The following is a 26,498-nucleotide window of genomic DNA, read 5'->3' as shown; positions in this document are numbered from 1 at the left end:
AGAATGATTTCAAGCAGAACGATTTTAATTAGAGGGGAGGTGCGGCTATGACTAAGACTTTGGAAATGGTGTTTCGAAATAGCAGCGGCAAGGAAGTGACGATCAGTCTTCCCAATCCGAAGGATAACCTGACATTGGCGCAGGTTCAACCCGTCATGGAAGATATTATTACGAAAAATATTTTTGCCACGACAAGCGGTACTTTGATTCAGATGGTGGAATCGCGCATTCATGTCAATGAGTCAACGAAGCTGGAGTGAGGGAGGCAGACTGCATGGACAAGGAGCAGGAATTGCCGATTGTTTACGGCGGGAATGATGCAGGCGGCGAATGCCTGACGGTGGAGGAAGAAGAAGAACTTACCGAACCGGAGGAAGGCTGAGGCCGCCCAATAGAGTCTGGAAGGCAGGGCGCGCGGCGTCCTGTTTTCGTCTGGCGGGGTGTAGCGAATGGATTTGATGCAGTTGATCGGGCAGGTAGGCTTTCCGATTGCTGTCACGGCCTGGCTTTTGGTGAAACTGGAAAGCAAGCTTGATGCAGCGGAGCAGGCTGCGATTACGCTTGCGGCAAAACTGGATGAGCATACAAAGCGCTGTGCGCAGTGCCGCGAAGGCAAGGCTTGCAGGGACTGTGCGCGGCTGAAGGAAGGGTAGGCGGTTTGATGACGGCCAAGGAGTTCACGGAAGCGGCCGAAAGCGTAGCTGCTGTGCTGGAAGCCGTACCAGGTCTGGTCGACGAAAAGCACATACGCATGCTGGAGCGCGTCAAGGCTGTTTTGGAAGCAGTCGGCAATCTGGAAGAATAGGAATAGAAAAATCCGCACGAGGTCTTGGAACTCGCGCGGATTTTTCTTTTAAAAATAACTTCTACTCTAGACCTTCGGCTATAAACAAGAGGGATAGTTCAATAATGATGCCGGGTTGGATATCAGAAACACCTTTTAGTTGTATTCGCCTTTCGGAATTGTTTGGGGTGGAAGTCGGAATTTCACCGTACATAGTAATTTTATAATCGTCATAGGCTCCCAATATAGAATCAAACTGATTTGAGTAGTTGTGAACTTCTACGACTGCTTCAAGTTTGGAATCATTTTGAGTAATTTGGCCGCGATAGTAGTAAGAAAGATCTCCTCCTAGAATTTGATTTTTATGAATTACAACCATTCCCAGACCGTATCCGCCGAGAGTAGAAGAAAATTTAACAGACCATAAGCCGTTAAGATTAAGTAATTTGCTATCAGACATTGTATTCACCTCTTCTGTAATATTCTTTATTTCAATAAATATTCCTATCAGGCAGGAATATTTCATTATTAAATCAAAGGGTTTTATTAATCTATAATCAGTTGGTGACGCGAATTGAAAATATTAAAAAGAATATCTCTTACGATTATATCTCCGTTTAAAAAAATATTTTTTGCTACTACCTTTCTATTGAAAAAAATACCTCTTATGATTATCTTATTTTTGATAATGGCGTTTTTTTTAATTATAGCAGTATTTAGTCCTGAATTTATCAGATGGCATTTTCAAAGCATGCCTCCATATTTGCTAAGCTATGATCAACTTAGCTCTATAGGACAATGGATCGGCGGGGTTTCAGCACCGGTGCTTGGATCGGCTAGTGTTTTCGCTGTTTTATGGACTATCTATATTCAGAAAAAAGATTCTGAAATTAGTAAAACTCAGGATAATATTTTCAGGATGCTGGATATGCAGCAGAAAATTGTGGATGAACTTTCGTTTCAGGGGCGAAGTGGCAGGGTCTATTTTGGAGAAGCATATTTAATGCTCAAACAGCTCTACAATCACTCGACAGAACCGAATGAAATTTTTCGTATGTATAAATGCTATAATGATTTCTACCGGGTAAATCAGTTTCAGATAGGTCACTACTTCAGACACCTGTACCATATTATGCGCTATATTGACGAATCCAATTTGTCGGTGGAGGAAAAGAAGCAATATGTCCGCATAGTGCGCGCCCAGCTTTCAGTAAATGAGTTGCTGCTGCTTTTTTACAATTGTTTTGTGCATCACGGAGCGGATACGTTTCGTCTGCTTGCCTGTCGGTACAAGCTATTTCATCTTTTACCTATAGACAGACTTTTTCATCGTAGTCATGTTGAATATATAAAAACAGATGAAAGGCTAAAGGAGATAATTGACAAGAGAAAGATGGACAAACCTATAAGTGTTCTTTATAATTCTCATGATGAGAACAATATAGATGAGTACGGCTTTGAAAAGAGAACAGGAATGTCTGACGGCTTGCCGAGGGAATAAGTCGAATCACTCCCAGCCCCTGTCATAGCAGGAAACTTTTTATTGGCAAACCGTTTCGGCACGCTGATAGGTAAGTATCCTTTTTAAATTTTTCCATCGAGATATTACTAAAGATCCTTGTGTGTTAGATAGACGAGAATTGCAAGAGCTATTCATAATCGAAAGCTTGATTAACGTGCTGGAGTTGTGCCAGGTTTGGTCAATGAAAAGTACATATGCATGCTGAGCGTGTCAAGGTTTTTTTGGAAGCAGTTGGAAATCAGCAAGAATAAAAATGCAACGTCGGGCTAATAACCAGATGTTATTTTTTTGTAAAGCTTTTTACAATTTATTTCCTTTTGCGATAGGAAAGCTTTTGGATAAGTCGAATAGAGGAAATAAGAAGGAGGTGACATATGCAGCTATCGGAGTTTACGTTTCGGCTTATTCTGATTTTTTTGCCGGGAATTATTGCTTTTATCATTATTGATAATTTAACGATTCATAAGGAGACAAAAGTACATCACTGGTTTTTTTATTCTTTGATACTAGGATTTATCAGTTATGCTCCCTGGTTTTTAATAGTTGGGGTTGTTCAAATTGTGTATGGAGTAAATTTGCCCTTTCAGTTTATATCCAATATTACAGATGTAACAAAACAAGTGAATATTTCCGAAATCTTGATTGCTTCTATTATGGCAGTGTTTTTGGGATTTCTCATCACGAAATGTATTACAAAAAGGATATTATTTCACTTTTCTAGCTGGATGGGAATAAGTGATAAGTTCCCGGAGATTGACGCGTGGGATAATTTCATTAATACATATCAACCTTTGTGGATTACGGTACGTGATTTGGAGCGAGAACTATCTTATCAGGGGCGAATAGTATCTACGTCGGATCCGACAGATCGGGATGGGATAGTCCTAGAGGATGTACAAGTATTTAATTTGGCTGGAGAGCGTTTGTATGCAACGCCAGTTATGTATATTCCGAGAAAAATGGAAAATTTACTTGTTGAATTTCCTGCTATTACAAGTCCGCAATAGTTTTAAAGTAGAGGAAAAGAAAGGTGGAAAAAGGATGTCAAGCAACGAACAGGAAGCGATGAGAAATGATGGAAGAGAATTTATTAATAAAATAGTGCCGAATACAATTGAAAAACGACAAATTATACGTAATGGTAGAGAAGTTGCACCGAAGCAAAGACCCAATATCTATATTACGCCGCAGCAGCAACGGCCAGCTCCCCCGCCACCGATAAAGAAGGATTAATTTATAAAAACGGCCTGCCGACCTCGCAAAAGCTCGGGCTTTTGCAAGAACCGCAGGCCTGCCTTTTCTCACTGACGAAGCTTCTAGGGAGCGCGACAGGCAGAGTACGCCAGACGCGCCGAAGAAAAGCAAGCGGAAAGCGGCAGCCTCCTGAATAAAGGCAGAGGATTTTCAGAGAGCGCGCCTGCCGCAAGAATAAGTCGAACCACCCCCAGCCCCCGCCAGCTTTGGCAGGGGATTGAATCGAACCCCCTTCCTCCAGTGTTGGGGGATTTTTTCTGTCTTGTCGCTTTGCCCCTGCCGTCACTTGCCGCACAAGCTGGCAGGAATCTCTTCGTCGGTGCAGAGCCGTCTCGGCACGCGGACAGGCAAGCTGTTCGCTCTACGCCCCTCTTCCTCTCGCGCTCTCCTTCTCCCCGGAATCCTGCGGCGCGAAGCGGAGGGACACGGATTCAATGCGAGAGGGAAAGAGGCTCCGGCCGCCTTGACGGGCGACTCCCCCCGGTCCCCCCGCTAAGGTGTGTCCGAATTGTCCGGGGGGACTCTGCGCCTCGGAAGAGATAGGAGTTTTTCTACGCGGCAGCATCGGCAGATGGCTTCGCTTGCCTGAGGCTGCTATCTTTGCTTTGCACTACGCGCCGCAGCCGTAGCCTTCCTACTGCGCCTGCGCGATGACCTGCGGTACGAAAGCGCCTAGCGACTTGGCTGAAATAGTGCTTATAGGATTTTGTGACTTGGTGGAGAAATATAACATTTAGTTAATAAGTGGTGGTTTTTATAAAAAAAATTTTAACTGAGGGGCCGATATGAGCATTTCTATGGAGAATCTTCTAAAAATGATTGTTGTTGGGCTATGGGGCTTTGCCTTATTTCTACTTCCTATCAATGAACTTTCTAATTGGCTTTTTAAATACTTAACATTTATTGGAATCATAGCTTTATCAATTTTCCTTCTTTGGATTTCTGAAAAAATAGAGTGGATTAGAGACAATCTTGTTGCTTGCAGCCTAGGACTCGTATCTATGCTCTTAACCAGCGGATGGCTTGGGTTTGGTTTGTTTAAAAAGGATATATGCAATTGGAATTGGTTGCTACAGTATTTATCGTGGCAAATGGTGAATAATGCCGCAAATATAATAGGCTCTCTTTTTTTAATCGGTGCCTATTGGGTTTTTAATGAAGCGCGAATAAGAATTCTTAATAAAAAATCGCAGATGCAAACAAATTCTGCGAATCCCAATGAGCCGAAAAGAGTAAAGAAAGAAGATCGGCTACATCGTGCCACTTTAGCAGATTCTATTTTTAATTTGATAAAAAATAACGAAAAGAATTATTCAGTTCGTATCGGCATATACGGTTCATGGGGATCTGGAAAGACTACGGTAATGAATTTTGTTAAGGAGTCTTGCGAAAAAGAAGAATATTGTACAGTTTGGTTTAATCCTTGGTTATTTCAAAAAAAAGATGATTTGTGGAAGGGCTTTCGATCTGCGTTGGAAATAGGAGTTGCTAGGCATAATAGTAGCAGTTATATTTCACCTGCCTGGTTTACTGTAGATTTTTTAAAAAGATTTTTTATAAAGTCGACAGCTACCTCTTCGATAGGAAAAGCAATTGATCAATTGCTTGATAATGAAGGGAAAGCTGAGCAGCATTATTTAAAGAGCAATGTTGAAAGAAGTTTACAAAAAATTCTGGGAGAACATAAAAAAGTTGTTGTTTTTATTGATGACTTAGATCGTATTGAAGATAGTAAGGTTTCTATTGACTTATTAAAAGGAATAAAAGAAATTGTTAACTTGGAAGCCTTAACCTATGTTATTGGATTTGATGCTGAACTTGTTGCTAAAATAATTGAGAAAGAAATGCCTAGTGGAAGTGGTAAAGTATTTTTGGAAAAGTTTATTGATTATCCAGTTGAATTGTCTATTTCTCATGATGAGTTTTTTGAAGATTTTCTTAAAGATGAAATTGATGAGATGAATTTAAGCAGCATACGGAAAGATATATTATTGGAAATTGGCGAGGTTCTTCCTAGGGCTCCAAGGTCGCTGAAGCGATATTTGACGAGTTTGGCATTACTTCATCCTAGATTAGAGTCTTTTACTAAAGACGGTGAAATAGCTTGGAATTTGTTGTATATTGCACAACTGATTAATATAGAGTTTCCATTTATCGCTAAAAAGATGCGCGAGAGAAAAGCTGAGGGCGATATAGAAGAGTTATTTACAGCTCATGGAAAAGTGGAAAGGCATTTTAAAGCGTCCAGAGATGATCAAGGCCATTCTTTGACCAAAGAAGAGATTTCGGAAAAAGAAGATAAGTTGGTCAGGGCTTCTATTGAAAAGTTGATTAGCGATAAGAAGGAAATAAGCGAAGATAGTAAAGAACGCTTAATTAAATTGATTCGGTATTTTCAAACAAGAGTTTCTTATTATGAGGGAAATGATGGGCTAATAGATTTTTATTTTCATTTACTCGAAACGCCTAATATAATGCCTTATCAAATATTTATCAAATATTGTTTTGAAATGGATAATAATTCGGAGTTCTATAAAGAAATTCCACGAGAAGATCTTTTATTATTTTTGCAGCAACTCTTGCAAGATAAAACAAATTTGTTATATCAGGTATCTAAGCAAATTGAACAAAGAGGAATAGATGATATTTTTTCTGAAGTAAAAAGAATTGATAGATATTTTAAAACGCTTTTTTCTCATAGAGGCAAAGATCTAGCAGATAGCGAGAAGAGCGAGCTACTTAGAAGTTATTTTGAATGTTTCACGATTTTACCACAAAATTTAAATGTTGCCGAAAATATGCAAATTATGTGCGAATGGGCTGATTTAGGCGCTGCAGATAGCAAGTTTCTTGCACTTTTTATGAATATGGTCAAATCAAAACAATGGGGAGAGCAAATCAAAGAAGAAATGAAGGGTGACATAAAGCGATTAGAAAGTGAAATTTTGAAACCAAAAATGGCAAGCATTTTGAACTCCCTCTTTCAGGAAAAAAACGGTATAAATCGGATAGTATCTGATACTAGTCAAGTAGGATATAAAAGGTTACTTTTTGATTGGGATGATTTTTGCCTATATAATATGAAAGAAAAATTGAATTTGTGGGCGCAGCAACATAAGGATATTGCTATTGTAAGAGAAAATTATAGAACTTATTTTAGGTATTTAGAGGAAGCGGCGAAGTATGATGTGCTTAACGTTAAAAGTGTTGAGAGTGCAAAAAAGATATTATTTGAGGTTCGCGATATAATTAAAATTATTCAAGATGCAGTACCTTTAACTTCTCAAGGAAGCGAGATTTTTGAACAATTAATTAAAGCAGCAGATTTGTTTAATACCGAACTAGCAGTTAGCGAGTATGGAGCATCGACTGAAGCTGGGTTTCCTACTGAAAAGACTATAATTGACTTGTTAAAGTCGCATTAAGGTATTTTTAATCGCAACAAACATATGTTCTTGTTCGCGCAGGAGACTGTCTTTTTATATCGAATATAAATAAAAAAGCAGAGTGATTTCTTATACGTATTCTTGACCGGAAAAGCAGTACAACGCTATAATGTAAAATAGTTTACTTTAGAAAACTCTCAGAGTGAAGGGGGGAGCTTATGAGCAAGTTAAGCAAGATCGAAGCGCAGGAATTTTCGCTTTTTCACTATAAGGATCAGCGTCAAGCTGTCGATCTTCATAGTTGGGCGAATCCCTATACGATGTTGGAGTTTTTTGCTGGCAGCGGTTTGGTTGCTTGTGGTATGAAAGGAATGTTTGATTCCGTATGGGCGAATGATATTTGCGAGAAAAAGGCGGCGGTATATCGCGCCAACGCAGCGGATGAACATTTTGTCTTAGGGGATATTTGTCAAGTGGCTGGCGCGAACTTACCAGTTGCTCATTTGTCTTGGGCGAGCTTCCCTTGCCAGGACTTGTCTTTAGCCGGACTGAGCGGCGGCATTCAAGCGAGCCGTAGCGGACTTGTATGGGAATGGCTGCGTGTTATGCGAGAAATGAGGATTAGGCCTAAAATTCTTGTGGCGGAAAATGTGACAGGTTTGGTTTCACGTAACGGCGGCGATGATTATCGTCAGTTACATGAAGCGTTGGTAAACGAGGGATATCGCGTCGGCGCTATGATGATTGACGCTTCTTTATTTGTTCCTCAGTCGCGTCCGCGTATTTTTGTTATTGCAGTGGATCGTTCTGTAACCATTCCGGAAGAGCTGAAAGATATAGGGCCTAATTGGCTTCATACGACAGCGATTCAACGAGCTGCAGCCGGACTGCCGCACTGGGTATGGTGGCGGGCGCCGAAGCCGCTGCAGCGGAACGTAACATTGGAATCTATCTTAGAGGATATTGCGCCGGATGAAGCGGTTATGGAGAGAAATATGGCTATTTTGTCGCCAAAACATAAAGCTATGTTAGACTCTTTAGAAACGGCTGTCGCTTGCGGCTATCGTCGAACTCGTTATGGAAAACAGGTTTTAGAGTTGCGATTTGACGGATTAGCCGGTTGTCTCAGAACGCCGGAAGGCGGCAGTAGCAGGCAGTTTGTATTGATTAAAAAAGAAAATGAAATTTCATTGCGCTTGCTTTCAATACGAGAAGTGGCTCGTTTGATGGGCGCGCCGGAAAGTTTTGTTTTGCCGGAACGATATAATGACGCTTATAAAGCAATGGGGGACGCTGTGGCCGTTCCAGTCGCCCGGTTTTTAGGCGAGAATTTTCTAATGAGATTATCGGAGGCGGCTTATAATGAATCGACAGCAGCAGTTGCAACAGCTTGAATCGTTTCGAGTTACAAACAAGGTAACAGGTAAAGGATCATTAGCGTTGATCCTTTTTTTATCTCGGGCTGCTCAAACGAAAGAGTTTCCTTTATCAGCGGATCTCTTTTTAGCAGACAGTAAAGGACAAGTCGCTGGTGTTAGTATGGCGGCTGTACAAGCTATTTTGGCCGATTATGGGATAAAGCGTACGCTTGCGAAAGAAGGCGGGCGGACTAGCCGCGGCAGTATCGGACTTATGACAAAGTATATTGAATTGCTGAATGAGCTAAATAGGGCTGGTAGCCTGGATCTATCTAGCGTAGAAGCTTGGTGGGCGGATCGCGTGAAAGAGTTTTTTGCTTCGAAGCCATTTACTTTACATAATGACGCTTCTCGTACGATGCGTTCCGTTATTAGCGATTTGTTTGATCAGGCGTTAAAGCGACAGAGAGATAATCCTGGCACAACGTATATAGGAACGCTTTTGCAGCATTTAACGGCGGCAAAATTATCGTTGGTTATGCCGCAGGGTTCGTTGCGGTTACATGGGGCTTCGGTGGCGGATTCGCCAACTAGTCGTAATGGAGATTTTGTACTGGATGATGTAGTTATTCATTGTACTACTGCGCCTGCCAGCGCGCTCATAGAGAAGTGCCGTGAGAATTTGGCGGCAAGCTGTTTTCCTGTGATTGTTACTGTTTATGAACGAGTCAACACGGCGTTAACTCTGGCTTCAGACGCTGGACTTGAAGACCGAATTGAAGTATGGGATATTCAGCAATTTGTGTCGGCTAATGTGTATGAGCATAGTTTTTTTAGTCATGCAAAGCGCGGCGTGACATTGAAGGCGCTCATCGAAAAATATAATGAAATTATCGAAGAATGCGAAACGGATATGAGCCTAAGAATAGAGATGACATGATAAGAATAACTCCTTTGCCGTGATGGGCGAAGGAGTTATTCTTATCAGAAGTTGTATTGTTATTAAGGCGGCGTTCATGATTTAGCGGCGAAGGCGGTAAGAATATGGATGTTTTTTCAACGGAAAAAAGAAGCGATATTATGCGGCGCGTCAAAAGTAACAATACTAAGCCAGAGCAAAAGCTGAGAAAAGCGCTATTTCATCGCGGTTGGCGCTATCGGAAGAATGTAAAGAATCTAGCGGGTAAGCCTGATATTGTTTTTACGAAGTATAAGGTCATCGTTTTTGTGCATGGCTGTTTTTGGCATCAGCATCCTGGCTGTAAATCGGCGGAACGGCCAAAAAGTAGGACAGATTATTGGGAATCTAAGTTAAGTCGCAACGTTTTACGTGATGTTAAAACGCGAGAAACTTTAATTTCCGCGGGCTGGACTATTGTTGTTATATGGGAATGTGAAATGCGGCGAGATTTTGATGCGGTGATTGAGAGAGTCGAGGGAGTCTTGAAGTCAAAAATTAAAGAGCCCAGCTGATTGGGAACTGGACTCTTGGCGGTGGTTATGGCGCAAAAGCTTCTACGGTTGCTGTACAGCAACCGTACAGCAACGCGTTTAAAAACTTATGTGACGGTACGCTCTGCAAGGCCTTGTTTTATGCGGTTTTAAGGTTGCCTTTTCCTACAGCAACGGCGCCGGGATCAGACTTAGGATCTGGCGCTTTACGGCGTGGGGGTTCAAGTCCCTTCTTCCGCACCATCTTTAAAAAGGCCTCGCGGCATTCGCGAGGTCTTTTTTCTACATTAGTTTAGTGCGCAAATGTAGTAACCCTGTAGCAAAGAAAAAAAGACAGAGAGCGATCAATGTTGTATAATAAAAACATTGGATTAAATAAGGAGACTCATAGGTCATATGAAAAATGTCTACGAAAAAATTCGTCTCTTTTACGATAAGTATAGTGATGAGGCGGTGCCAATCCGTCAGGATTGGATTGAGGGATTTTTGCGTCATAAGGCTTGGCAGGGAGCCAGTGAAAAAGAACTAAATCATTTGTGGCGCAACATGATGTATTTTTTGCAATTTATGGTTGAGACACGAATTTCATCCATTGAATCATTTGGCATAGAAACATATTATATTTTGCTTTCTTGGCTGGATCTTGTGCCAGAGTTTAAGGTCTCGCTTGCATCCATTCGAGAGTTGTTTGCGATTTTAACAGCTTTCTACGAGTATCTTGCATCACGCCATTTGTTATACGATTGGCAAGATATTCTTACAGCGTCACAAGAAATTGCCGGTGGGGAAGAATTACACCGTCACAAGACGATTTTTGATGGTATCTCCGCGCTGGAAGGGGAAGAAAATTTTTCAGCGTTAGAGCAAAAGCCGCAAACGGAAGAAGAATTTGCTTACCGCATTACGGCAGCTGTGGAAAGCCTTATGAACAAGTTGGGAACATATTTTCAGCAGAATATGTTTATGAATGATTTTGAAAGAGCTTTGTTTTTGTATGCTGGTCCATTTGAAAGTGTCCCAGAAGAAGAATACCATGAATTCTGGCTTGGCTTTTGGGACTATTTTTTGTTTGATTACCACTTGCTTGATAGTGATGCTACGCCGCTGCGATTTTTTACTAAGGGAAAGAATTTGAACTTGTCGCGGGAAGAAAAACAACTCCTACAGGAACTCTTAAAAGCTCGTTATACCGTATTTTATATTAGCCGAATTATTGATGAGAACTTTGTAGAGTGTGTAAATTTATTTACGGAAGAAGTATTTCGATTGCCTCAACCTGACTTTGAGTATAAGAAAATCAAAAAGCTACTCTTTTTCGGCCATGTTTTTTCCGGAGAAATGACTTTGATTAATTATGTTGCTAGTATTGAAGTGAGCCCCAATTTAAAGCGCCGTATCAAGGAAGAGATTATCCGGCAAAAGGATATTTTTACGATTAAACAACCGGAGGCAACCTGGGATGATTTTTTTGCTCGCCATGCGTTAAATATAAAATATACTGTTGATGTTTTATTATCACTGGCCAAGGTGAATGTAACGCCATTTCAAATCTTGCAGCGTCAGTATAAACAGAGCGAATTGCCAGCACGGCAAGATGGTGTCTCTGACTCTATAAAGAGAATATTGCCTGCTTACGGTTTTTCGTTGTATGACATAAGTATGGCACAGAAACTTTGGGCGGATTATGCTCATTTTTCTGTGGCAAAAGTACGGGATGAACGCTTGTGGGCGGCGGCTGTTGCTTATGTTTATAGCAAAATGAATGGCCATAAACGAATTATGGCCACGCGGCTTGCTGATGAATTGGAGCAGACAAGTGCTAGTATTTATGCCTGCGCCAATAAAATTAAAAAAGTATTGGAGTTAGAAGAGTTTGATCCTCGTTATTTAAGCGAAGAAGGATTTGTGTTTTTATTATTAAAAAGTTAATGGGTTCTGGTTTGGTTTAAAAGCGGCCTGTATCATTAAATTTAGGTAATGTACGATCTTGAAACTGTTCGACCATGGCTTTTGCTGTGGCGAGCAGTTTTTCTTTGTCTTCTGGTAGGGTACCGGCTAATGGCAGCAGGTTTGATACGTGATTGCTGCGGAAAATACAGGGACGTTTTACGTCGATGTGTTCGAGCATAAGGGCAAGCTCCGTCATAAGCTCAGAAGGACTTAGCATGGTAAACTTGCCAGCTTCAGCAAGTGCTCTTAATTCGGTTCCTTCATGAAGCATCAGCGTCAGCGCGCTTAGCATAGTAGGTTCAATAGCGCTGACTACTTCAGCTGTGTGAATCGCATGTTCGCGAGAGCGTTCAATTCCCCCGGCGCCGAGAATGACCATCATCGACAATTTTAAACCAGAGGACACTACCTTTTGGCCGGCTTGAATCATTTCTGAAGGCGTAGCTCCTTTGCCAAGCAGCGCTAGGACTGCTTCATCGCCGCTTTCGAGGCCGAGGTAAATGATTTTTAATCCGGCTGCTTTTAAGGTTGCTAACTCTTCTGGGGTTTTGCGTAAAATATCCTGTGGACCGCCGTATAGAGTAATTCGTGTTAAATGCGGAAAAGCTTCATGGAGCCACCCCATAATAGTCAGGAGTCGTTCTGTCGGCAGAACCAAGGCATTACCATCTGCTAGAAAAATTCGGCGAGTTGTCGGAAATTCTCTTGCCGCCTGCTCGATAAGATGTTTTACTTCCTCTAACGGGCGGGGACGAAATTGCACGGAACGATACATACTGCAAAAAGTGCAGCGATTATGAGAACAGCCGATCGTAACGCGTAAAATCAGACTGCGCGCCTCACTGGGGGGGCGAAATACCATTCCTTCTGCCGGATCAAAGTACATTAAATATTCCTCCCTTGCTGTATAAGTTCGTGTTTTAGGATTTGGTATTTTTGTGTATAATAAGGCTGATTTTGGGCTTCACGATGATCAAAGCCAAAGGCGCGACGACTGATAGCCAGTACGGGCGGCGCTTGGATTCGTTTAGCGATTCCCATGCCAGAATAAAGATTCCACCAACGTTCTAAATCGCTAATAAAGGCGTCGGCAGTGGCAAAATGTTTTTGAATGAGGCCTTGTTTACAGCCAAGTTTGTCCTCGAGAATGCCCTGACTATACCAAAGCAGGATATCTTCTGGGGTCGCTCTCTGCCAATGCTCGACAAAGGCGCGAAAGAGGTAGTCATGGTAAGGGTAAATAATCGGATCACCTTTGCCTTCATCTACAGACTGATTGGCTGACAATTCAGCACTGGGAACGAGTTGAATTGATTCTTGGGGAATTACTTCGCGTTCATAAACAGAATCATTTAGGTAGCGAGCTAGCTCATAAACCTGATGTTTCCATAAGTCGGCAGTTGCAGCTAAACAGCCGGCTTCATCGCCATAAAGCGTACAGTAACCGACGGTCATTTCACTTTTATTGGCATTACAGGTAAAGGCCCCGCCAAAGGCGGCCGCTACTCCGGCTAAAAGACGTGAGGAACGGTCGCGGGCCTGGATATTTTCTTTTACAAGATCGGTTAAGGTAAGATACTGTGTTTTAGAATCAGAAAAATGATAGATAGGCGTTGTGGTAAGCTGGTTGATTGTATGCTGAACAGCTTCTTCAATAGGGAGAACGCCATAATGGCAGCCGAGATTTTTAGCTAGTTTTTCGGCAGCCGAGATTGTTGTCTGTGAATTATAGCGACTGGGCATATTAACAAGCAAAATATGATCGGCGCCTAGAATGCGACTATAGAGTGCGGCATTCACGGCGGAGTCAATACCACCAGAAATGCCGATTACAATTTTATTTATTCCTGTCTGAATTAAAAATTTTTTCATGCCGTATTGAAGAGCATTATAGATTGTTTCAATTGTGCTGTCATCTTGGGGTTGTACTGGCTTGCTACAATTCAACTCAAACTGGTCGTCAAAGGTGACGCATTCGAGTGTTTCTAAAAAGGAGTTACAGCTATGTTGTATTTGCCCTTCTTTGTTATAGACGGTACTATAGCCATCAAAAGTATAAATTGTTTTTCCGTTGTTTTGCATACCTACAGCATTTACATAAATGAGTGGTACAGAGGCTGCTTTCACTTGTGCCGAGAAGAGACGATTTCGCTTATTGTTTTTGCCTGCCGTAAAGGGGGAACTGGAAATGTTGATAAAAAAGTCGGTAGTTGCTGTAGCTGTTTGCGCTAGCGGTTTTATCGAATAATCATCAGACCAACCGTCCTCGCAGATTAAGCAGCCAATATGATAGGTCTTATCTTTCATCGTAACTGGTAATGGTTTGAGGAAGTTTTCGATGGGTTCGCCAAAATCACAAGCGAGTTCCTGAAGGCTATAAAAGTGGCGCGAATCATCAAACTCGCGATAGTTAGGTAGCAATGTTTTAATACGGAAGGGATAGGGAAAAGCAGGATCTTTGACAAATCTCCCATTTTGCGCGGTAAAAAAGGCGTTATATTTGCGGTAGCGACCGTCATGATTTTTCTGATTCCAGTCCATTGCAATATTGCCGAACATCACTGTAATATCTTGCGCTGCCTGGGCAATTTGTCTTCCGTAGTCTTCGCAATCTTTCAAAAAGGCTTTTTGCTCCCAAAGATCGCCTAGCAAATAACCGGGAATTGCCATTTCGGGAAACACAATTAAATCAGCGTGCTGTTGCTTGGCTTTATTTATCATGTGAAGCATTGTTTGTGTATTTAAATCAGGTCGGCCAGGAATGACTTCCATTTGGCCAAGTGCGACAGTTAGCAAAATAGTGACACCTCTTTAAAAGTTTTCTTACCATTTCTCTATATTTCCCGTTATGTCCTGTTTGTTTCACCTTTTTTATAAAGTTTTCGTCACTTTTCTCTTTTTTTGCAGGAGATTTTAAACAGGATATAAAATATGTAACAATTAAGTTCTATATGCGTTTAACTTCATCAGGCCTAGTTACTTTAGGATAGTAGAAGCGGAAAGGCGGAGGAATTATGGAAAATTGCTCAATGATTATGGCGATTTTACAGGAAAATCGTGTTGAAACAGCTAAGGCAGTGCAGGATGTACTTACAAAATACGGCTGTTTTATCAGAGTCAGGCTGGGAATTCACGATTCAGCAGTTGATCAATGTAGCAATAGTGGTATGATTCTCTTACAGCTTTGCGGTGAAAATCTTCCGGCTTCGGAAATGGAGCAGGAGCTTCAGTCAATTCCTTATGTAAAGGTCAGGTATATGAAACTTGATTTTTGAAGTAATTGAGCGCGGGAAGCCGCGCTCCTACTTTTACCTGTTATGAGTAGTCAATAAGGAGATTATAGTAGTACGATGAAAAAAACAAATGCGGCTCGTATTTTAGATTCTTTACACATTTCTTACGAAATCAAAGAATATGAAGTAGACGAAAATGATCTGGGGGCGCAGCATGTGGCAGAACTTGTACAAATGCCTGTCAATCAGGTCTTTAAAACCCTTGTAGCAAAGGGCGATAAACAAGGAATCTTGATGGCTGTTGTGCCTGGCGGCGCAGAACTGAATTTAAAGGCGCTGGCTACAGCCAGTCAAAATAAAAAGGTAGAGCTTGTTGCGCTAAAGGATGTACTGCCGCTCACTGGTTATGTGCGTGGGGGAGTTTCCCCGTTAGGGGCGAAAAAAAAGTATCCCGTATATATTGATGATAGCTGTCTTGTTTGGCCAGCTCTTTCAATCAGTGCGGGTCAGCGGGGCGTGCAGATTTTTTTAGCGCCACAAGACTTGATTCGAGCAGTGAATGGGACCGTTTGCCCGATTGCCAGGCAGGAGGAAAAAGATGCAGATCACAATTCATGAAAATGTAAGCCAAGTAGTGCCTCACTGTCGACTGGGTTATGCCTTGATTACCGATGTAGCAGTGAAAGGATCACCGCCGCCCTTAGCGCAGGCCTTTTTTAAACTACAGCAAGAAGCGGCTGCGGCCTATAAGATTGATTTATTGACTAAAGTGCCTCGTATTGCTGCAGTTCGCTCGATGTTCAAAAAACTATCCTATGATCCTACTCGCTATCGTCCTGCCTCAGAAGCCTTGGTGCGGCGCGTTTTAGGCGGTAAGGGGCTCTATTATGTTAATAGTGCTGTGGATGTGAATAATTATTGCTCGCTGAAATATTTGTTGCCTTTTGGTCTTTATGATGCTGATCAGATTCACGGTGATATTGTTTATGCTAAGGCGGCATTAGGGCAGTATCAATGTATTTCCGGTCAGGAACGTCCTACGGGAAATCGACCTTTCCTTCATGATGGAGAAGGCGTTTTTGGTAACCCCACAGCTGACGCAGCGCGAACAGCTGTAACTTTACAGACTAAGACGCTGCTTTCCGTGCTCTATGCCGATGAAGAGGTTAGCGACGAAGAGATGAAGGAAATTATTGCTTTTACCGCTAATATGCTGGTGGAATTTAATGGTGGACAAGTTGTAGAACAAGGAATTGCGTTTGCATAAAGGGAGGACTAAGATCATGTTTATCAGTACGCGAGGCGGCAGCCAATCAGTGACTTCTGCCGAAGCTATTATTGCCGGTTTGGCCGAAAATGGCGGCTTATTTGTGCCAGAGGAAATTCCGCAGCTTTCTTTAGACCAGATTGCGGAATGGGTAGATCTTACGTATCAGCAGCGAGCTTTAGCTATACTGCGGTTATTTTTAACGGATTATAGTGAAGGTGAATTGAAACAGTGCATTGATTCGGCTTACTCAGTGCCTAAATTTGATGCTGCTGCCATTGCTCCATTAAAGACAGTAAAAGAGAATTTTTCCGTACTGGAATTGTGGCATGGTCCAACTAGTGCATTTAAAGATATGGCGTTGCAGCTTTTACCACGCCTGTTGTCGACAGCTCTTGTAAAAACAGAAAAGCAAGAAAAAATAGTAATTCTCGTTGCAACTTCAGGCGATACTGGTAAGGCCGCGTTGGAAGGCTTCCAAGATGTCAATCAGATTGAGATTATTACGTTTTACCCTGAAGATGGTGTTAGCGCCATTCAAAAACTGCAGATGATTACACAGGAAGGGAAAAATGTAGCTGTCGTAGCGGTAAAAGGAAACTTTGATGATGCCCAGACTGGCGTTAAGGAAATCTTTCAAGATACTGCGTTTAATCAGGAGTTGGCGAAACAAGGTTTGCAGCTTTCTTCGGCGAATTCGATTAACTGGGGCAGACTTGTACCGCAGATTGTCTACTATTTTAGCGCCTATCTTGACGGTGTAAAACAAAACCTCTTTGCTTTGGGAGATGCAGTCAATTTTAGTGTACCGACAGGTAATTTTGGCAATATCTTAGCGGGATATTATGCAAAAAAAATGGGCCTTCCTATTGGAAAACTTCTTTGTGGTTCGAATGCGAACCATGTTTTGACAGATTTTTTTGAGCAAGGTGTTTATAATGCTAACCGACCTTTCTACAAGACTTCGTCGCCCTCGATGGATATTCTAGTTTCCAGTAATTTAGAACGACTTCTCTATCTGGCTACGCAAGGGGATAGTGAAAAAGTAACTACATGGATGACGGAGCTTAAGACGAAAGGTGATTATGCCATAACAGGCGATTTGGCCAAGGCACTATCAGAAGATTTTTACGCTCTGTGGGCCAATGAGACAGAGATCACTGCTACGATTCATGAAGTATTTACTGCTTCCTCTTATTTACTGGATCCACATACGGCTGTTGCCTGGCATACGGCGAAAGTATATCGGGAACGTACTGGCGATGAAAGACACTGCATTGTGGTGTCTACAGCAAGCCCTTTTAAGTTTAATGACAGTGTGATTGAGGCCTTAAAGCCTGGCGCGTCCAGCGGGAAAGATGAGTTTGCTTTACTTGATACTTTGACAGATTTGTCAACTTGGCAAGCTCCTATCGGCCTAGCTTCGCTCAAAGGAAAAGCAAAGCTGCATCAGCGTTGTTGTGAAAAAGGCGCTATGAAAGAAACGGTTTTAGCAATTTTAGAAAAATAAAGATAAGAAAGCGGCTGCTCTTTGAGCAGCCGCTTTTTTCTGAACAGCTATGTTTTAAACTTATAATAAGGCTTCTAATTTGTCGAGCAGTTGGGAAAACTTAACTAAAGTCTGTTCAATTGGTTTGCCTGATGCTAAATCAACTCCACCTGCTTTTAAGAGATTCAGAGAATAATCAGAACCGCCACTGCTTAAAAAGTTTAGGTATTGTTTCTGGGCAGTTTTTTCATCGGTACTGAGATGATTGGCAAAGGCGGTTGCGGCGGAATACCCTGTAGCGTATTTGTAAACATAAAAGCTGCGATAAAAATGCGGGATTCTTGACCATTCACTGACGAGGCTGTCGTCAATGACTAGTTCAGGCCCGTAATATTTGGCATTTAACTCACGCCAGAGATTTTCAAAAAGCTCGGCTGTGAGGCTTTCCCCTGTTTCAGCTAACATATAAACCTTTTGTTCAAATTCAGCGAACATGGTTTGGCGGTACACAGTGGTGCGAATGGATTCCAGATATTGATTTAAGAGGTAGGCTTGGATAGAGCGGTCAGCTGTGGTAGCGAGTACATGATCAATTAAGAGGATTTCGTTGGTTGTAGAAGCAACTTCAGCGCAAAAAATGGTATAAGATGACGTAGGGTACGGTTGCTTTTTTTGACTATAATAGCTATGCATAGCGTGGCCGAGTTCATGGGCTAAAGTCGATACGTCATTGTATTTGCCGTCAAAATTGAGGAGGACGAAAGGATGAACGCCGTAGACGCCCCAGGAATAAGCGCCTGTCTGCTTTCCTTTATTCTCGTAGACATCAACCCAGCCTGAAGCAAGACCAGTTGATAGATCAGCGAGATATTCTTTGCCGAGCGGGGCGAGGGCTTGTTTTACTAGTTTTACGGCCTCTTCATAAGAATAAGCGAGGCGGATCTGGTTCGTCAGGGGAGCATACATATCATACATGTGCAGCTCTGGTACGTTAAGAATCTTTTTTTTGAGAGATACGTAACGCTCCATGGCGGGAAGATGTTTATGAACTGTTGCGATTAGCTGATCGTAAAAGGAGAGCGGAATTTCATCAGGTTCCAGGGAAGCTGCCAAATGAGAGCTGTAGTGCCGTGTCTTTGCATAAAAAATATCTTTTTTGATATTGCCTCGCAGCGTTGAGGCAAACGTATTTCGATAGTTCTTATAAGTGCCCAGGAGATTTTTAAAAGCCTGCTGGCGTACTTGACGGTCTGGTGATATCATGAAAGAATGGTAGCGGCCTTCACTTAAAGGAAGCTCCTGTTTTGAAGTGTCATAAACCGCTGGAAAAGTTATATCAGCCCGCGCTAGCATCTGAAAGGTTTCGGCAGAAGCCTGTGCTACATCACCAAACGCCGACAGTAAAGCTTCTTCTTGTGCTGAGAGAATGTGTTTTTTTTGTTTTGTGAGATTTTCTAGATAAAAGCGATACTCTTCAAGTCCCTGTTCTTCGCGAAGGAAGTTTTCCAATGTTTTTGTTGGCAGTGTCAGAATTTCTGGCTCCATAAAGGCGTAAGCGGCTGAGGCTTCTGCTTCAAGGGCTTGAATTTTATTTGTCATTGCTTGGTATACGGGACTGGCGGCGTTTTCATCACGATGCATGCGAGCATAGGCGAAAAGCTTTTCGAGTGTTTGGTTGATTTTACTGCGGAGATCGAGCGCAGTCCAGAGCAGGTGGGCTGATTGGGTGATTTGACCTTTTTTGCTTTGAATTTGTGGCATTTGTTTTTTTACAGCGTCAATATCGCTTTCCCAAATTGTATCGGTAGCATAAATATCGGTTAATTTCCATTGGAATTCAGCGGAGATTTCGTTTCGTTCGGGAATGATAAACTTGTCCATATGAGCAGGCTCCTTTGTAAATGAATTGGTATAGTATATAGTATTAGCAAATCAATGCATCTTTCCTGTAGGATGGGGCAACTTTTTTATAGATTATACTTTAAAATATTGCATAATTCCTTCAAAAAGCGCCTCGGCAGCGCTGGCACGACCATCAGCACTGGCAAGTAAAACCTCTTCTTCGGGATTAGAAATAAAACCAACCTCTACCAGAGCTGCTGGCATGGATGCATAGCGGATTACATAAAAGCTGCCAAAACGAGCATTACGGTCTTTCGTTCCTAAGCGATCAACTAGTTTTTTTTGCAGACATTGGGCCAGGCGGGAAGAGTCTCCTTTACTGTAATAATAAGTGGTTGTACCTGACGCTTCTTTGCTGGTGAAGGCGTCATTATGAATGCTCAAAAACAAATCGGCTTGATTATCATTGGCAATACTGACGCGGCTACGCAATTCTTCTACTGTCGTTTCGGCGGTGACTGTAGCGAAATGGTCGCCGTCGCGTGTTAGGAGAACTTGAGCGCCGTTATTTTCTAATTTATCGCGTAAAGCTAGGGCGATGGCCAGCGTATTGTTTTTTTCAAAAGTTCCTGTGGGACCAACCGCCCCGGGGTCTTTGCCGCCGTGTCCAGGATCAAGGCAGATTTTTTTCCCCAGCAGTCGAATGCTTTCAGGAACTTCGGTAGCAAGAGTGGCAGGGCGCTCGGCAGTTGGCGCTGGAATTGCCTGCGATTTGCTATTAATATAGATCACTTCTTTTAAGGGATCGTAAAAAACGCCCCAGCCGAGCTGGCGGCTTAAGGCTTTGATGGTCGTGAGCAGATCGCGGCTGACTTTTACCATAAGCGGAAGCTGTTGTCCGTCAACGAAAAGGCGCATAAAGAAACCTCCATTCAGTGAGCTTTGTTTATGTTATGCACCGATCATAGCGACGGTGAAAAAACTCAGTAGGTGATTTGATGAATATTTTATTAACAACTTTAAACGCGAAATATATCCATTCTTCTTTAGCGCTTCTGACCTTGCGGCAAGCTTGTCGCGAGCAGATTTTAAGCCCAATTCGGGTAGAAGAATATACGATTAACCATTCTTTACTTGACATTGTCAGCGACATATTTGCGGCGCGGCCTGATGTAATTGCTTTGGCTTGCTATATTTGGAACTGGGAAATGACGAAAGATCTTGTGTCGTTACTTCGGAAAGTACTACCTGAGGCAAAAATTATTTTAGGCGGTCCAGAAGTTTCCTATGATCCAAAAGTAATTTTTGCCGAATGTGCGGAAGCTGATTTTGTGATTAGCGGCGAAGGAGAAAACGCTTTGCCAGCATTGCTGCAAAAGCTCGAATCAAAAACGTCACACTCTCTTGTGATTCCTGGCGTGACAGCTAGAGAAGATGCTATTTCGGCGCAGCCTGTCGCAGTGGCCGATCTTGACGCACTGCGCTTTCCTTATGAACCAGGCGATATGGAACCGCTTAAAGAAAAGATTATTTACTATGAAAGCTCGCGCGGCTGTCCTTTTTCCTGTCAGTACTGTCTTTCCAGTGCAAGCCAGGGGGTAAGGTATCGTAGTCTAGAAAAAGTTTTGGCAGAAATTGATTTTTTTGTTGCCAATAAGGTTCGACAGGTAAAATTTGTTGATCGGACTTTTAATGCTTTTGAAAAGCACTATTTTCCCATTTTGCAGCATATAAAAGAACTTGAAACAAAGACTAATTTTCATTTTGAAATTGCCGTAGAACTTTTAAATGATGAAATCATTGAGTTTTTGGCGGATATGCCTAAAGGACGAATTCAATTTGAGATTGGCGTACAATCGACTCATGAACCAACTTTGGTGGCGATTGATCGAAAAAATGATTGGCAGGAGATTGTTCGTAAGGTAACTCAGCTAAGATCCTATAACAATATGCATTTGCATCTTGACTTAATTATCGGGTTGCCCTTTGAAGACAAAAAAACCTTCGGCCGTTCTTTTAATCATTTATATGCATTGCAACCTCATATGCTGCAGCTAGGTTTTTTAAAAATGCTCCGCGGTGCAAAAATTCATTCTCATGCTATAGAACATCACTATATCTGGATGGATCAGGCGCCATATGAGGTGTTAGCCAACGATGTATTACCTTATGAAGATGTACGTCAATTGAAGATTTTTGAAGAGGTTTTTGAACTTTACTATAATAAGGGGCGTTTTCAAGCGACTCTGACCTACATGACGCTGTTAGCAGGCGATGCCTTTACTTTTTATGAGAATTTTAGTCAGTGGTGGGAACAGCAGGGATTTCATAAAATTTCTCATTCGACAAAACAGCTATATCAACATTTGCTTGATTATGGGCGGTTGTATTATGAGGAAAAGATACTTCTTTTAGTACAATTATTAAAGTTCGATGCTTTAACGAATGACCAGGGGAAAATTAGACAAGAAGGACTCGACTGGAATGAACGCCGTTTTGATAAGGAAATTACAGCATTTTGGCGCAGTGAGAAAGCAGAGCAGTATGTAGCTGATTTTTCTTTTCAGACTTGGCGAACGCTGCAGAAAGAATTCCACATAGAAGTATTTACAGCGGCTGTGAAAGATTTTGTCACAACGGGGCAGCTAATAACTAGACCAACAGCTTATCTTTTTGATTATCGCCAGAAGGACGTTTTATGCTGTGAAATTGCTTGTGAAGATTTTTGGCTGGAGGAGACAAGACCGTGAATCGATATAGAACTTATTCTACATATTTAAAAGAACGTTATGGAGAAAAGGTTTATAAGTTACCTGTAAGTATTCCCGTTACCTGTCCCAATCGCGATGGTTCCTGTGGGGTTGGCGGCTGTATTTTTTGCGGAGAAATCGGTGCTGGTTATGAGAATCTGCCTGCTTCCATGACTGTCGCGATGCAGCTTAATGCGAATAGAGAACATATTGCTCCTAAGTATAAGGCGGAAAAATACATTCCTTATTTTCAGAATTTCAGTAATACCTATTTGCCTGTAGCTGATTTGCGCCGTTATCTTGTGGAAGCCTGTGAAAATGGGCGACAACATAATAATGACATTGTGGGAATTGCTATTGCTACGAGACCGGATTGTGTGGCAAAACCTTATCTAGAACTTTTTCAAGAAATTCGCGAACACTACGGTGTGGCTATTTTTCTCGAATTGGGTTTGCAGACTGTGAATTATCACACGCTTGCTAAAATTCAGCGAGGCCATGGTTTAGCCGAATATGTCGATGCTGTGCTTATGGCTAAAGCTTATGGCGTAGAAATTTGTACGCACTTAATTTTAAATCTGCCGTGGGACGATGAAGCAGATGTCATTGAAAATGCGAAGCTCATGTCGGCTTTACGGATCGAACAAGTAAAACTTCACGCACTTTATATTGTAAAGGGAACTTTGATGGCCCAATGGTATGAAGAACAACGCTTTGCGCTTATATCCAAAGACGAATATGTACAACGAGTTATTACCTTTTTGAACTACCTCCATCCTGATATTGTTTTGCAGCGATTAATTGGGCGGGCGCCAGAAAGCAATACTCTCTTTAGTAATTGGCAGACTGGTTGGTGGAAAATTCGCGATCAAATTGAGGCGGATCTTATTGCAACTGACAGTTATCAAGGGAAGTTGTGTGATTATTTAGGGGGTAAGCAGAGTCGGAAATTCTTTTAATCGCTTTTTGAGAAATTTCTAAGCAGGAAAAATAGATTTTTAGGAAGAAAATAGAAATGGAGTTTTTTGACGAATTATAGGACAAAGTTTATGGATAAGTGAATCGCTTTTGTAGAGTTAAATGGAGGGAAGTGTGATTATTGTGAAAAAATTTACTGGTATTGGAGCATCACCAGGAATTGCGATTGGCAAGATTACGTATCTCCACAATGAGAGCCTGTCCTATTCCCGTGAGCCGCAAGGGACGGTAGAGGAAGAACAAGCTCGTTTTGTTTCCATGCAAAAAGCGGGGGTTAGTGAGTTAAAGCTACTAGAACAAAAAACAGAAACAACCATGGGGGCGGAGGCCGCTCAAGTTTTTGCCGCCCATGCACTTATGTTAGAAGATCCTATGTTTGAGTCTGCTATTAAAGATAAAATTAATTCTGGCCTATCGGCAGAGGCTGCTGTGGAAGACGCCGGAGCCGAAATTGCCGCTATGTTTCAGGCCTTAGAAGACGAATATATGCGAGAAAGAGCGGCCGATATTAAAGATATTTCCAAGCGTCTGATCCGTTTGCTTCAGGGAAGGCCAGCGGCGGAGAATCTTTCCGGTATTATTGTAGCCGAAGATTTGTTGCCATCTGATACGGCTATGCTTGATTTGTCGACAGTACAGGGGTTTATTACTGCTTTGGGCGGCAGAACATCGCATAGCTCCATTTTAGCTAGAGCAGCGGGGATTCCTGCTGTAGTGGGAGTGGGACAGCATCTTGCTGAACTTACTGAAAACGATCAGGTCATTTTAGATGGTTCAGCGGGGCTAGTTGTTTTACTGCCTGATGAAGAAACTTGCGAAGAATATAAGGAAAAAATTGCAGCAGACGAGCGCGAAAGAGAAAGATTAGCGGCTCTGCGAACTTTACCTGCGGTTACGACGGATGGGATTCGTTTAGAAGTAGCTGCTAATATTGGCTCACCTGAAGACATGAAAAAAGTTCTTGACGCTGGTACTGATGGAATAGGGCTGTTCCGTACAGAGTTTTTGTTTTTAAAGCGCGAATCGCTTCCCTCAGAAGATGAACAAGTAGAAGCTTATCGCCAAGTCTTGGCAGCTATGCCTGAGAAAAAAGTGATTATTCGTACCCTTGATGCTGGCGGTGATAAAGAATTACCTTACTTAGAAAGCAGTGAAGAGGCGAATCCGGCGCTTGGTTTGCGAGCCATTCGGCTTTGCTTGTCACGACGAGATATTTTCAAGACACAATTGCGGGCTCTACTTCGCGCTAGTACGGCAGGTAATCTCCATATTATGTTTCCCATGATAGCCACAGTGGAGGAATTAGAAGCGGCAAAAGCTTTATTAGCAGAAGTAAAGCAAGAACTGACTTTGGCGAAAGCTCCTTTCAAAAAAGATATTCCTGTAGGAATTATGATTGAAGTGCCGGCAGCAGCTGTGAACGCGGGCTTGCTAGCGCCAGAAGTAGATTTCTTTAGCATTGGTACGAATGATCTTGTGCAGTATACTTTGGCGGCGGATCGTATGAATGATAAGGTTTCTTATTTAGGTGACTATTTCCAGCCAGCCGTGATTCGACTCATTCGGGCGGTAACTGATGCCGCCAGGGAATGTGGAAAATGGGTTGGAATGTGTGGCGAAATGGCTGGTGATCCTTTAGCTACGCCGTTGTTAGTTGGTTTAGGCGTGACCGAGCTTTCGATGGCGGCGCAATCTGTACCAGCTGTAAAACAGAGAATTCGCAACATGAGTCTTTTAGCGGCCAGAGAGTGGGCTGCCTGTGCTGCGACTTTTAAACGTTGTGGTGAAGTGCGAGAGTATTTGGAAAAGCTTTCTGAACGTCTTACTCAGGAAATGGATGTTAAGGTGCTCGATCAAAAGAAACCGCTGCGGAAAATTGCTATTATGACAAGTGGTGGCGACTGTCCTGGCATGAATGCGGCAATTCGTGCGGCAGTTCGTGTAGCGCTCAAACAAGATATGGAAGTATGGGGTATTAAAAATGGCTATTTGGGAATGACGGCGAATGAGTTTATTCCACTTGACTCGCGGTCAGTAGGCGACATTATCCAAAAAGGCGGGACTTTCTTAGGTACAGCTCGGTCAGAAGAATTCAGAACTTCGGCAGGACGTCAGCGGGCTTTTGATAATATGAAACGCCGTGGGATTGAGGGGCTGCTTGTTCTCGGTGGCGATGGTTCACTTACAGGAGCTTCGCTTTTAGGCGATCTCGGCATGAATATTGTAGGGTTGCCAGCGACGATTGATAATGATATTTATGGCACGGACTATACAATCGGTTTTGATACAGCTGTGAATACGGCAGTAGACGCTATTAATAAGCTAAGAGATACTGCTTCATCGCATGGCCGTGTTATGGTGATCGAAGTAATGGGCCGCCATTGTGGTGCGATTGCTGTTACTGCGGGCCTTGCTGGTGGTGCCGAAAGTATTTTAGTACCAGAGGCCTCTTTTGATCTTGATCAAATTTGCAAGCAACTCGTTGCGTCCAAAAATGCTGGCAAACAGTATAGTATTGTCGTAGTTGCTGAAGGGGTAGGCAGTGCTATTCCGATTGGCGAGCGAATTGCGAGTCAAACTGGTCTTGATACGCGTGTATCCGTTCTGGGGCATATACAACGAGGTGGTGCGCCGAGTGTATTTGACCGTATGTTGGCGAGTGAATTGGCTGAAAGAGCTGTTCTTGGCCTCGCTGCAGGGGTTTCACAAGTTATGTATGGCATTCAAGCTGGTAAAATTGTTCCGATTGAACTTCATGAAGTGGTAAGCCGTAAAAAACGCTTTGATGGCAACCTAAGCATTCTTGGTGATACATTGTCTAAATAAAGGGTATATGTTCGAATCAGCAGTAACTTGTTTGGGTGATCTACCGAAGTGAGCATATGGTTTTGCAAAGTATAGTGTCGCTGCTTGCTGAATGGCTGCAAGCAGCGATAACTTGTTCTTTTGACGGTAGTTTCGTGAAAATGTAAAAATGAAGTATAAAAAGTGTTGACAAAAGTAAAAGCAGTATGCTATTATTAACAAGTCGCCGATGGGCGGCACGAAAACAGAAAAGAATCATCGCTTCTGCAAACGAAGACGAAACGGTTAAAAAAGAAACTTTGAAAAAAAGTGCTTGACAAACTGGTTCGAAAGATGGTAAACTATCTAAGCTGCTTCGGTAGCGGCTCTCTGAAAACTAAACGATGGATAAGTAACAACAAGCCAGATGTGCGGGTTTCGTAAGAAAC

The 26,498-nt window shown here is 42.4% G+C and carries 23 protein-coding genes and 1 pseudogene; 19 read left to right on the top strand and 5 right to left on the bottom strand.

Annotation, left to right across the window (positions count from 1 at the left end):
- Window positions 1–47 precede the first annotated feature (47 nt).
- The 3 genes from AC0NJP_RS16700 (at window position 48) to AC0NJP_RS16690 (ending at window position 805) form a co-directional block, all read left to right on the top strand.
- Window positions 48–260 (top strand): DUF2922 domain-containing protein, encoded by a 213-nt coding sequence (locus AC0NJP_RS16700; RefSeq protein ID WP_474700515.1) that lies wholly within the window; start codon window positions 48–50, stop codon window positions 258–260.
- 198 nt (window positions 261–458) lie between these two features.
- The gene (locus AC0NJP_RS16695; RefSeq protein ID WP_474700532.1) at window positions 459–653 is read left to right on the top strand and encodes a YvrJ family protein; all 195 of its coding nucleotides are present in this window, start codon (window positions 459–461) and stop codon (window positions 651–653) included.
- A gap of 5 nt (window positions 654–658) precedes the next feature.
- Window positions 659–805 carry a hypothetical protein gene (locus AC0NJP_RS16690; RefSeq protein WP_474700514.1) on the top strand — a complete coding sequence of 49 codons (147 nt, stop codon included), beginning with the start codon at window positions 659–661 and terminating at the stop codon, window positions 803–805.
- Window positions 806–866: 61 nt separating this feature from the next.
- Here the strand turns inward: AC0NJP_RS16690 and AC0NJP_RS16685 are convergent, their stop codons facing one another.
- Window positions 867–1,244 carry a hypothetical protein gene (locus AC0NJP_RS16685; protein ID WP_474700513.1) on the bottom strand — a complete coding sequence of 126 codons (378 nt, stop codon included), beginning with the start codon at window positions 1,242–1,244 and terminating at the stop codon, window positions 867–869.
- 114 nt (window positions 1,245–1,358) lie between these two features.
- Between AC0NJP_RS16685 and AC0NJP_RS16680 the strand changes: the two genes are divergently transcribed.
- The 8 genes from AC0NJP_RS16680 to AC0NJP_RS16645 all read left to right on the top strand — a co-directional run bounded on the left by AC0NJP_RS16680 (window position 1,359) and on the right by AC0NJP_RS16645 (window position 11,685).
- Entirely contained in the window at window positions 1,359–2,285 is a 927-nt protein-coding gene (locus tag AC0NJP_RS16680) for a putative phage abortive infection protein (RefSeq protein ID WP_474700512.1), read from the top strand.
- 395 nt (window positions 2,286–2,680) lie between these two features.
- Window positions 2,681–3,313 carry a hypothetical protein gene (locus AC0NJP_RS16675; RefSeq protein WP_474700511.1) on the top strand — a complete coding sequence of 211 codons (633 nt, stop codon included), beginning with the start codon at window positions 2,681–2,683 and terminating at the stop codon, window positions 3,311–3,313.
- Between the two features lie 34 nt (window positions 3,314–3,347).
- Window positions 3,348–3,539: a hypothetical protein gene (locus AC0NJP_RS16670; protein WP_474700510.1), complete on the top strand. Its 192-nt coding sequence runs from the start codon at window positions 3,348–3,350 to the stop codon at window positions 3,537–3,539.
- An 806-nt stretch (window positions 3,540–4,345) separates the two neighbouring features.
- Complete coding sequence (locus AC0NJP_RS16665; RefSeq protein WP_474700509.1) at window positions 4,346–6,985, top strand: KAP family P-loop NTPase fold protein; 2,640 nt, start codon at window positions 4,346–4,348, stop codon at window positions 6,983–6,985.
- Between the two features lie 179 nt (window positions 6,986–7,164).
- Window positions 7,165–8,340 (top strand): DNA cytosine methyltransferase, encoded by a 1,176-nt coding sequence (locus AC0NJP_RS16660; RefSeq protein WP_474700508.1) that lies wholly within the window; start codon window positions 7,165–7,167, stop codon window positions 8,338–8,340.
- A complete protein-coding gene (locus AC0NJP_RS16655; RefSeq protein ID WP_474700507.1) occupies window positions 8,309–9,244 on the top strand; it encodes a DUF4928 family protein in 936 nt (311 codons plus the stop codon). The genes AC0NJP_RS16660 and AC0NJP_RS16655 overlap by 32 nt, the downstream gene beginning before the upstream one ends.
- Before the next feature lie 104 nt (window positions 9,245–9,348).
- On the top strand, window positions 9,349–9,777 hold the full coding sequence (locus AC0NJP_RS16650) for a very short patch repair endonuclease (protein WP_474700506.1): 429 nt from the start codon (window positions 9,349–9,351) through the stop codon (window positions 9,775–9,777).
- Between the two features lie 375 nt (window positions 9,778–10,152).
- Window positions 10,153–11,685, top strand: a complete 1,533-nt coding sequence (locus AC0NJP_RS16645) for a hypothetical protein (RefSeq protein WP_474039757.1) — start codon at window positions 10,153–10,155, stop codon at window positions 11,683–11,685.
- Between the two features lie 16 nt (window positions 11,686–11,701).
- Here AC0NJP_RS16645 and AC0NJP_RS16640 read toward each other — a convergent pair whose 3' ends face one another.
- Window positions 11,702–12,592, bottom strand: a complete 891-nt coding sequence (locus AC0NJP_RS16640) for a radical SAM protein (RefSeq protein ID WP_474039756.1) — start codon at window positions 12,590–12,592, stop codon at window positions 11,702–11,704.
- A complete protein-coding gene (gene nadE / locus AC0NJP_RS16635) occupies window positions 12,592–14,502 on the bottom strand; it encodes an NAD(+) synthase (protein ID WP_474039755.1) in 1,911 nt (636 codons plus the stop codon). The genes AC0NJP_RS16640 and nadE overlap by 1 nt, the downstream gene beginning before the upstream one ends.
- Window positions 14,503–14,720: 218 nt before the next feature.
- Between nadE and AC0NJP_RS16630 the strand changes: the two genes are divergently transcribed.
- The 4 genes from AC0NJP_RS16630 to thrC all read left to right on the top strand — a co-directional run bounded on the left by AC0NJP_RS16630 (window position 14,721) and on the right by thrC (window position 17,716).
- Window positions 14,721–14,981, top strand: a complete 261-nt coding sequence (locus AC0NJP_RS16630; RefSeq protein WP_474039754.1) for a CPF_0552 family protein — start codon at window positions 14,721–14,723, stop codon at window positions 14,979–14,981.
- Between the two features lie 75 nt (window positions 14,982–15,056).
- Window positions 15,057–15,557 carry a Cys-tRNA(Pro) deacylase gene (gene ybaK, locus AC0NJP_RS16625; RefSeq protein WP_474039753.1) on the top strand — a complete coding sequence of 167 codons (501 nt, stop codon included), beginning with the start codon at window positions 15,057–15,059 and terminating at the stop codon, window positions 15,555–15,557.
- Window positions 15,538–16,206 carry a B3/B4 domain-containing protein gene (locus tag AC0NJP_RS16620; RefSeq protein ID WP_474039752.1) on the top strand — a complete coding sequence of 223 codons (669 nt, stop codon included), beginning with the start codon at window positions 15,538–15,540 and terminating at the stop codon, window positions 16,204–16,206. The genes ybaK and AC0NJP_RS16620 overlap by 20 nt, the downstream gene beginning before the upstream one ends.
- A 16-nt stretch (window positions 16,207–16,222) precedes the next feature.
- Complete coding sequence (thrC, locus tag AC0NJP_RS16615; RefSeq protein ID WP_474039751.1) at window positions 16,223–17,716, top strand: threonine synthase; 1,494 nt, start codon at window positions 16,223–16,225, stop codon at window positions 17,714–17,716.
- Between the two features lie 60 nt (window positions 17,717–17,776).
- Here thrC and pepF read toward each other — a convergent pair whose 3' ends face one another.
- Both pepF and AC0NJP_RS16605 read right to left on the bottom strand, forming a co-directional pair.
- Window positions 17,777–19,576 carry an oligoendopeptidase F gene (pepF, locus tag AC0NJP_RS16610; protein WP_474039750.1) on the bottom strand — a complete coding sequence of 600 codons (1,800 nt, stop codon included), beginning with the start codon at window positions 19,574–19,576 and terminating at the stop codon, window positions 17,777–17,779.
- Between the two features lie 93 nt (window positions 19,577–19,669).
- A complete protein-coding gene (locus AC0NJP_RS16605) occupies window positions 19,670–20,455 on the bottom strand; it encodes an N-acetylmuramoyl-L-alanine amidase family protein (RefSeq protein WP_474039749.1) in 786 nt (261 codons plus the stop codon).
- A gap of 80 nt (window positions 20,456–20,535) precedes the next feature.
- Between AC0NJP_RS16605 and AC0NJP_RS16600 the strand changes: the two genes are divergently transcribed.
- From AC0NJP_RS16600 to pfkA, 4 genes and pseudogenes are all read left to right on the top strand, one after another.
- Window positions 20,536–22,287 (top strand): B12-binding domain-containing radical SAM protein, encoded by a 1,752-nt coding sequence (locus AC0NJP_RS16600; protein ID WP_474039748.1) that lies wholly within the window; start codon window positions 20,536–20,538, stop codon window positions 22,285–22,287.
- Window positions 22,284–23,246 (top strand): tRNA modification radical SAM protein MnmL/YtqA, encoded by a 963-nt coding sequence (gene mnmL / locus AC0NJP_RS16595; protein ID WP_474039747.1) that lies wholly within the window; start codon window positions 22,284–22,286, stop codon window positions 23,244–23,246. The genes AC0NJP_RS16600 and mnmL overlap by 4 nt, the downstream gene beginning before the upstream one ends.
- Window positions 23,247–23,367: 121 nt before the next feature.
- Window positions 23,368–25,056: pseudogene (ptsP, locus tag AC0NJP_RS16590) on the top strand (phosphoenolpyruvate--protein phosphotransferase); the annotation flags it as partial.
- Window positions 25,057–25,098: 42 nt separating this feature from the next.
- Window positions 25,099–26,091, top strand: coding sequence for a 6-phosphofructokinase (pfkA, locus tag AC0NJP_RS16585; RefSeq protein ID WP_474040061.1), 993 nt, complete (start codon window positions 25,099–25,101; stop codon window positions 26,089–26,091).
- The last annotated feature ends 407 nt before the right edge of the window (window positions 26,092–26,498 follow it).

It is taken from the genome of Pelorhabdus sp. sgz311002 (genome assembly GCF_056134285.1).
Note: the sequence above shows the minus strand (reverse complement) of the source record. Positions and strands in the feature narration are given on the sequence as shown.